The sequence below is a fragment of the Nostoc sp. genome (genome assembly GCF_036919675.1).
In the GTDB taxonomy this organism is placed as follows: Bacteria; Cyanobacteriota; Cyanobacteriia; order Cyanobacteriales; family Nostocaceae; genus Nostoc.
Genome location: NZ_JBALCP010000115.1, coordinates 1 through 8,100 on the forward strand (window position 1 = coordinate 1; position 8,100 = coordinate 8,100).

Consider the following 8,100-nt stretch of genomic DNA (forward strand, 5'->3'; position numbering starts at 1 on the left):
CTTTGAAGGTGCTGTGAACATGGCACGTGATATGTACAATGCCATCTATTCGCCTTTGATGAAGTTGGCTCAAATTGATATCCGTGGTGAGCAAACGACAACTGTTATCCATGAAGAAAATAGGAAATTTATCGAGAGCGAAGTACAACAATCGAAATCTTTTGATATTACATTAGCTAAACCTATTGCAGCACTTGAAAGTTCAAAGGTTGAAGCTCAACCATTGCTACTAGATGCTAATCAACCAGTACCTTGGGAGAGTGAAGTACAACAATCGGAATCTTTTGATATTACATCAACCGAACCTATTGCAGCACTTGAAAGTTCAAAATTTGAAGCTCAACCATTGCTACTAGATGCTAATCAACCAGTACCTTGGGAGAGTGAAGTACAACAATCAAAATCTTTTGATATTACATCAACCGAACCTATTGCAGCACTTGAAAGTTCAAAGGTTGAAACTCAATCATTGCTATTACCTGCTAATCAACCATTAACTGAATGGCAGCAAGTTGGTGGTAAATTTTCTGCCTTATTGGAGCAATTTCCTAATTACTTAGGGAGATTTTCTACCGAATACCAACTGCCGATTATTTGTTTTGCTACAATTATTGCAGCAACTATTGCAGTTAAGATAGTTGTAGCTGTATTAAATGTAGTAGATGAAATTCCGCAGGTAAACCGAGCTTTTGAGTTGACTGGAATTGGTTACTTAACTTGGTTTGTTTTCCGATATCTACTCAAGGCTTCTAGTCGGCAAGAATTAGCTGCACAAATTAGTTTTATCCAAAAAGAAATTGTTGAGGGACAAGATTCGTAAGCTGTTATGTCTCCATATTTGCTTTCTTTGATAGTCAAAGAAGGCATAGGGCAAACGCATTCATACTACCTAAAAACTTTTGCAACAAACTTACTTATGGAAGTTGACTTTGGTGTATGTAACTGCTAAATTTGGGATCAAAATACCGTCTTGGCTTTCCCAGTTGATTATTTGATAGACTGTCTGAATACAGTATTGGTTTACCTGGATAGAAAATTGTTGATCTTGGCATAGGTACAGGAACGGGTGCATCTCACCTTTGTAAATATACCCGGCGATTATAAATCGTGGCTACACAAACTTTCGTCTGCCTACGCGGACTCCAGGAATTTGAAACACATTGCGTAGGCGTAGTTCGTTGTAGACATCGCCTATTTTTATTGGATACGCTTAAAAGGTAATGTGATATAGACAACAGAACAGCTGATAGATGCTCATAATCTGATGTGGAGTATGGGCGGTAGACATGGTTTGTATTTTGTATTCTTTCCCTGTTCCCCTTCGGATTTGCCAGTCCCCCTACCTTGATGGGAAGCCGCTTTGCGTCTACGTGACGGAGACCGCCAAGATGGGGCTGGTCTCACCTGTTCCCTATTTTATTTCACGTTAATCTCATCGCTACACTACCCGCATGGGCTGGTAAACCTTCGGCGTAAGCAAGGGTAATTGCTGCTTTTCCTATGGCTTGTAATGCTTGTTTGTCGCATTGCAAATAGGTAATTCGTTTCATAAAATCATAGACACTCAGACCGGAAGCAAAGCGGGCTGAACGCGAGGTTGGTAAAATATGGTTAGGGCCGCCAACATAATCGCCGATCGCTTCTGGAGTATATTGTCCTAAAAATATGCTTCCCGCACACCGAATCTGTTTAGCCAAAAGTTGCGCTTCGTCTACGCATAATTCCACGTGTTCTGGTGCTAATTGATTTAAAAGAGGAATACTTTCTGTTAGGTCATTGACAATGATTACAGCACCATGTTTTTCCCAACTTTGAGTCGCTACTGTTTGCGTAGGTAAGGTTTGGAGAATCTGCTCAACAGCTGCGATCGCATCTTTGGCAAAACTTTCCGAATCAGTGATTAAAATAGATTGGGCGCTGGGGTCATGTTCTGCTTGTGACAGCAAATCCCAAGCAATCCACTCTGGATTATTTTTATTATCTGCCACTACCAAAATTTCCGAAGGACCGGCGATGCTATCAATCCCTACTTTTCCAAATACCTGGCGCTTGGCTTCCGCCACATAAGCATTACCAGGCCCAACAATTTTATTCACAGGAATTAAAGTTTCTGTACCATAGGCGAGGGCGGCTACTGCTTGCGCTCCACCAATACTATATATTTCGGTAACACCTGCTACCTGAGCAGCTGCCAAGACGGCGGGGTTGATTTCTCCACCAGGCATGGGTACGGTCATCGCTATTCGCTCTACTCCGGCAATTTTCGCGGGTAAAGCATTCATTAATAATGAACTTGGATAGCTGGCTCGTCCGCCGGGTACGTAGATACTTACAGTTTCTAAAGCTACCCAATTTAAGCCGAGGTTTACTCCAACTTCATCCGTATAGGCGATATCTTGGGGTAGTTGTTGACGATGAAAAGCAGTAATTCGCTTTGCCGCCAATTCTAACGCCTGTTGTACTTCTTGGGGACACTGGGCAGCTTGTTTAGCAATGAAACTTTCACTCAGACGAAAAGAATCAGGACTGTAGTGATCAAAACGAGTTGTATATTCTTTGACTGCTGCATCACCACGAGCTTTCACATCAGCAATAATATCTTTAACTGTACCACTGACATCAACCGTTGCTTCTGTGCGATCGTTTACAAGTGCATTGAATTGAGTAGAAAAATCTTGATCGGTTGTTTTTAATAGCTGCATGATAGTTGGATGAGTTGACATTCATCTTTTAGTTTAACTTTGTGATGGTGAAAATTTATTAATCACCTGCCAGATACACCGCGATCGCATGAGGAATAAGTCGATTAGTAGTAATCATAGTTCTCAGGGCTGCGGATGAAATGGATTTGTAGACATGGGCTTCAGGAATTTCTTTGTCTCGGTGGTGGAAGATGTAAATGCCATCCAGAAACAGCAATTCTGCTTGAATGACTGAAGATTTCCGGAGAGAGTCTGCCAAAATTGCTCATAGAATCTCGCCGGATAGAATTGCTGTGGATGTAAAAGTATTATATTAATTCCGATGTAATTATTGCTTGCATTGATGCAATATTTCCTAAAATTAGATAAACCAACTGTGATTGTTGTTGCTCAATCCTCTATCTCAGTGATATTATTCATTCTTGATAAAATTGAAGAATGGAAAGAACGTGGTATTACCATCTTGAAATTACCCTCATATTCACATGAGTTAAATTTGATTGAAATTTTGTCGCATCTGTAGAAAAAATCCTTCGATAATTTTGCAAAAATTATATAATTAAACCTCATCTATGTTGAGAACCGTAGTTTTTGCCCTCATCCTAAATCCCTCTCCCAAGTAGGGAGAGGGACTTCTTTCCGGCTCCGCTTCTGGCAATATTGGGAGAAGGGGCTGAGGGATGAGGGTTTTTCTGTTCATACAGAACTACAGTTTTCAACGTGGACGCGGTTTGATTTTGTTTAGCTAATTATTTGACTAGAAACTGGCGGTACTACTCCAAACAAACTATCCTACATCTATGCTTCAGGTTCATCATCAAGAATGAGAAGGCGATCGCAAAAGCACCACAGTCGTAGTTACTCCTGAAATTTTGTCATGTGCGTAATCTCATCAAGATAAAAAAACTTTTTACTTAAAGTTTTTATAAAGTCAGCATTTAATTACGTAGTTGAATGGATTTTTTCCAACCAAGTTGGTATGATAATTTTAATCGAAAACAAAAATGCGTATAAAAATATATGCCATGAATACTGTTGAATAATTCATAAAGTTTAAACGCTCAGATCAAGGACTGTTTAAGCATTAGTTAAGCTGCTCCACATTTCTGGACACGCATATATGTTCCTGTTAGCTGTTGAATGTTAACTATTGACTCTCAACAAACCTCACGACTATGCAATAAATATGTGTTTTAGCTTACCAAAAACGAGAAAGCCATTTTGGTGTATTACACCAGTGCTTTATCTGCCCAACAAATTTCACCAAGTCTACAAGTAGTGGAATTGCCAGACAGCTTAAAAGTCTAAGGTGACTATGGTTTGACAGTACTCAAAGATGCAAATCCTGGAGGTTCACAACTAGCTGATTATATCCTTTCACTAACTGGGCAACAAATACTGGCAAAGTATGGATTTAGTAGTCCTAAGTCTGTTCCTGAATCTCAAGGAGTTGGTGGAATTTTACTTGCTATGACTGTAGCTTTTGCTTTGCAGAGAAAGTTGGTTGCAAAACAGCAAAAAGTTCAAGTGAGCAATGAACACCATAGTTAGAAAATCGAAGAATCTGGTTAATTTTGAAACAAGCTGTTAGTAAATCCAAGGAGATAACAAACTATGAATAAACTAACTATCTATCCTTTATTTTCTCAAGCAATGGCCAAGATTGGTACAACCTTAATAGCAGGACTTGCATTTAGTCTGTTGCTTTCTAATCCCACCTATGCTGCCACCTTTGGTACTAATTTGATAGTAAATGGTGATGCAGAACAAGGGCAAGGAGATCCGGTTGGTAATGCTGTTGGGGTTAATATACCTACTATCCCTGGCTGGACTACGACAGGTAGTTTCAGTGTATTAAAGTATGGGGCAACAGGTTTTAGCTTTACCAACCCTTCAGGTAATGTAGTGAATGTTACTGTTCCTAGTATTGATGTTCCTGGGCCAAGCGATCGCGGACTCAATTTATTCTTTGGTGGTGCCGATCGAGCCTCTTCCAGTGCTTCGCAATTAATCGATATATCTGATTTAGCCTCAACTATTGATGCAGGTGAAGCTAGGTTTAACTTGAGCGGCTGGTTGGGAGGATATAGCACAGATGAAGATAGCGCATCACTAAACATCACTTTTCTTGATCAAGCTAACCAGTCTTTAGGCATAGCTAATATTGCTTCGCCGACTCCCACACAAAGAAATAACATTACAGGCTTATTTTTGCGGTCAACTGATGGTTCTGTACCTGTGGGTACACGTCAAATCAATGTACTACTGAACGCCAATTATGTAAGAGGGCGGGTAAATGACGCCTACGCAGATAATCTTTCCTTAGTAGTTACTAAAGTCCCAGAACCATCAATCTCAGGTTTATTGTTAGTTGGTACATCTTGTCTGATGGTATGGAAATTGCGGAGAAACAACCAAATATTCCAATAGATTGCATCAGATTTTGAATCCTTAAATACTTGACTTGTAACAGTTGGAGAAGTTCAACTGTTGCAGTCTGAACTTTATTAAAAAACTTTGCCACTGAAGAATCCAATGTCGTTCATCTGTAAGATTGGCAATCTGCTTAAGTGCTGCTCATTACCAGATGAATCGACATGAAACATTGAAAAACCCAATGCATGGTTGGGGTAGCAGTAGCCAATAATGCTTGGTAAGACAGATTTTGGTAAGCTAATTGAAGTCTAGCAAAGTATCAGTAAACCAAAAAGTTTTTCTCCAACAGCGATCGCTAATCAAGCTTACGTAGTGTAAAGTGCGATTTTGGTTTACCGAGTATGTCATTATGGCAAAAAAGTATCCTGTAAACTTGAGTACAGAAGAAGCAGAAAAACTGCGTAGGCGTAGCCCGCCGTAGGCATCGCTAATCAAAACAGGCAAGAGTAAAGCAAGAACTATTACTCGTGCCCACATTTTTCTTATGGTTTTTGAGGGCGAAACCGATGCCACGATTACGGATAGATTACGAGTCAGCGTCTCAACAGTTGAGCGCACCCGCTCCAAGTTCATCAAAAGTGGAATTGAGGGCACGCTTAATGACCGTCCTCATCCACCCAAATTACGGAAGCTTGATTGTTTTAAAGAAGCATTTTTGATTGCTACGGCTTCTTCTGACCAAAAAAGACTCATGATACAAGCCCCTAAATTTATTTATGGGGATTATTAATTTTGACTTTTGACTTTCCCGTTCGCCTAGCGTCTCCAAGAGTTGGGGCAGACCCACCCTTTGGACAGACGCGATGGACACTAAAGCTTTTAGCAGACCGGATAGTAAGTTTAGATAAGGACTTCTAATTATCCCAAAAAAATCAAACATACAATAATGTGTGAAAAATCTTTAACTTGGAGTGTGAGAATGTTATGAAAGCAAACTATCCTCAAGGAGTCTAGCACTGATGGAAACAGCAGACGTCATTCTGATTGGGAGCGGTCAAGGAGGCATTCCACTGGCAGCTGATTTTGCTTCATCGGGTCGCAAGGTGGTCTTGTTTGAGCGAGATGCTTTAGGCGGCAGTTGCATCAATTATGGCTGCACTCCTTCCAAAGCATTTTTGGCAGCAGCTCATGCAGCAGGGCGTGCTCGTCAGGCAAAGAAATTAGGCATTCACACGGAAGTTGAGGTTGATTTTCCCGCTGTCATGGAGCGAGTCCGGGGAATCCGTAACAGCTTCAACCAGGGTATTCACAAGCGATTGGACAATGCAGGTGTCAAAATCGTTTGCGCTGAAGCTTCCTTTGTTGGTGAACGTACTGTTAAAGGGGGTGATGTCACCGTTCAGGCTCCTTTGGTGATTGTCAACACTGGTACGTCATCGCTGATTCCTGATATTCCTGGTCTTGCAGGGACTCCCTACCTGACTAACCGTAACTTCTTTGACTTGAAAGTATTACCACCGCGGTTACTAGTAATTGGGGCTGGCTATATTGGATTAGAACTGGGGCAGGGACTGGCGCGTTTGGGCAGTCAGACCCACTTAATTGTGCGGGGCGATCGCGTCCTCGATCGGGAAGAGGCTGATGTCAGCAAGGTCTTAGCAGAAGCATTAAAGCAGGATGGGATTGGACTTCACTTTGGGGTGAATGTAAATCAGGTTGCACACGAAAATGATGTGTTTAGCCTGACATTGAGCAGTGGTGAGCAATTCCAGTCAGAGGCGTTGCTGGTTGTGATTGGACGCAAACCAAATACAGGTGCATTAAATGCAGCCAAGAGTGGCATTGAGCTAGATGATCAGGGGTTTATCAAAATTAATGATCAGTTCCACACAACCTGTTCTGGAGTCTATGCGATCGGAGATGCTGCTAAACAGCCTGCCTTTACACATGTGTCCTGGGAGGATTATCGCCGCTTGAAGGCAATTTTATGTGGAGAAAACCGGACGCGGAGCGATCGCGTCCTTGGCTATGCTATCTACACAGAACCTCAGGTTGGGCGGGTGGGGATGACGTTAGAACAGGCTCACAAGCAAGGCATCAATGCGCGTGCTGTTACGTTACCCATGAGCCAAATTGCTCGTGCGATCGAGTGGGGACATGATTTGGGGTTTTACCGCATGGTGATCGATAGCGATACTGACAAAATCTTGGGAGCCACCCTGGTAGGGTATGAAACGGCTGAAATAGTGCATGTTTTTCTGGATTTGATGGAAGCAGAAGCAACCTGGCAGTTGTTAGAGCGATCGGTTCATATCCATCCCACCTATGGTGAAGCATTACCTAGCCTAGCACGGTTGCTGCTTGGAGATAATATGCCCGGCTGTCCAAACAGGTGAAGAGGCTGGTAGAGTCGAGAGGGGATATTTATTCCCCGTCCCTCCAGCAATTCTCATTATGAGAATAATTATCACTATGATTACCAACTATGCAAAATTTCCAGTTAAAGATATGGTTTTTGTATCTCTTTAATTCGTAAGCTTAGGGGATATTTTGAATCAGCCAGGAATTTTCGACGAAATAGTACTTTATTTCCGGTCAATTCTCGAAAATTTGCCTGATAAACGAACAGGTAAAAATAAGCACTATCAAATGAGCGATGCAGCATTAAGTGCATTTTCGGTCTTTTTTACTCAAAGCCCCTCATTTCTGGCGCATCAAAAGTCAATGGCACAGAAAAAAGGGCATAACAATGCTCAGAGCCTATTTGGAATACATCAGATTCCGACAGATAACCATATCAGAGATTTGCTGGATGATGTAGAACCATCTGTGATATTTCCGTTGTTTTTTGAGATTTTTAGAACATTAGAGCAAGATAAAAACCTGGAAGCTAGGAATTGAAAATACTCCATTTTTGGCAGATGCCTTTTTATCTAATGACATCAGGTAGATAGGGAACACTGTCATCCCCCTTTAATCGAGACATTAAGTATTGCCAAAACGAATAGGCGAGCTTTCGACA

Annotated in this window: 9 protein-coding genes and 1 pseudogene; 6 read left to right on the plus strand and 4 right to left on the minus strand. The window is 41.5% G+C overall.

All coding sequences use genetic code 11. The annotated features are described in order from the left end of the window. The coding region (locus V7K49_RS25830; protein WP_335208178.1) for a CAAD domain-containing protein at nucleotides 1-820 on the plus strand (820 nt) is incomplete at its 5' end. 601 nt (nucleotides 821-1,421) lie between these two features. Here V7K49_RS25830 and hisD read toward each other — a convergent pair. Then, nucleotides 1,422-2,702: a histidinol dehydrogenase gene (gene hisD, locus V7K49_RS25835; protein WP_335208179.1), complete on the minus strand. Its 1,281-nt coding sequence runs from the start codon at nucleotides 2,700-2,702 to the stop codon at nucleotides 1,422-1,424. A 58-nt stretch (nucleotides 2,703-2,760) separates the two neighbouring features. Next, on the minus strand, nucleotides 2,761-2,961 hold the full coding sequence (locus tag V7K49_RS25840) for a hypothetical protein (RefSeq protein WP_335208180.1): 201 nt from the start codon (nucleotides 2,959-2,961) through the stop codon (nucleotides 2,761-2,763). A gap of 1,061 nt (nucleotides 2,962-4,022) precedes the next feature. Between V7K49_RS25840 and V7K49_RS25845 the strand changes: the two genes are divergently transcribed. After that, nucleotides 4,023-4,253, plus strand: coding sequence for a hypothetical protein (locus V7K49_RS25845; protein ID WP_334874675.1), 231 nt, complete (start codon nucleotides 4,023-4,025; stop codon nucleotides 4,251-4,253). Nucleotides 4,254-4,316: 63 nt separating this feature from the next. Next, on the plus strand, nucleotides 4,317-5,132 hold the full coding sequence (locus V7K49_RS25850; protein WP_335208181.1) for a PEP-CTERM sorting domain-containing protein: 816 nt from the start codon (nucleotides 4,317-4,319) through the stop codon (nucleotides 5,130-5,132). Nucleotides 5,133-5,153: 21 nt separating this feature from the next. On the opposite strand, the pseudogene V7K49_RS25855 reads toward V7K49_RS25850, so the two are convergent. Continuing rightward, nucleotides 5,154-5,385, minus strand: a pseudogene (locus tag V7K49_RS25855) (hypothetical protein); the annotation flags it as partial. Further along, nucleotides 5,376-5,732 carry a hypothetical protein gene (locus V7K49_RS25860; protein ID WP_335208182.1) on the minus strand — a complete coding sequence of 119 codons (357 nt, stop codon included), beginning with the start codon at nucleotides 5,730-5,732 and terminating at the stop codon, nucleotides 5,376-5,378. The pseudogene V7K49_RS25855 and the gene V7K49_RS25860, both read right to left, overlap by 10 nt. Between V7K49_RS25860 and V7K49_RS34785 the strand changes: the two genes are divergently transcribed. The 3 genes from V7K49_RS34785 to V7K49_RS25870 all read left to right on the plus strand — a co-directional run bounded on the left by V7K49_RS34785 (nucleotide 5,623) and on the right by V7K49_RS25870 (nucleotide 7,979). Continuing rightward, nucleotides 5,623-5,868, plus strand: coding sequence for a helix-turn-helix domain-containing protein (locus V7K49_RS34785; protein WP_442948691.1), 246 nt, complete (start codon nucleotides 5,623-5,625; stop codon nucleotides 5,866-5,868). The two genes, V7K49_RS25860 and V7K49_RS34785, sit on opposite strands and share 110 nt — an antisense overlap. A gap of 229 nt (nucleotides 5,869-6,097) precedes the next feature. After that, the gene (locus tag V7K49_RS25865; RefSeq protein WP_334869307.1) at nucleotides 6,098-7,474 is read left to right on the plus strand and encodes a dihydrolipoyl dehydrogenase family protein; all 1,377 of its coding nucleotides are present in this window, start codon (nucleotides 6,098-6,100) and stop codon (nucleotides 7,472-7,474) included. Nucleotides 7,475-7,628: 154 nt separating this feature from the next. Then, a complete protein-coding gene (locus V7K49_RS25870; RefSeq protein ID WP_442948692.1) occupies nucleotides 7,629-7,979 on the plus strand; it encodes a hypothetical protein in 351 nt (116 codons plus the stop codon). Nucleotides 7,980-8,100 lie beyond the last annotated feature (121 nt).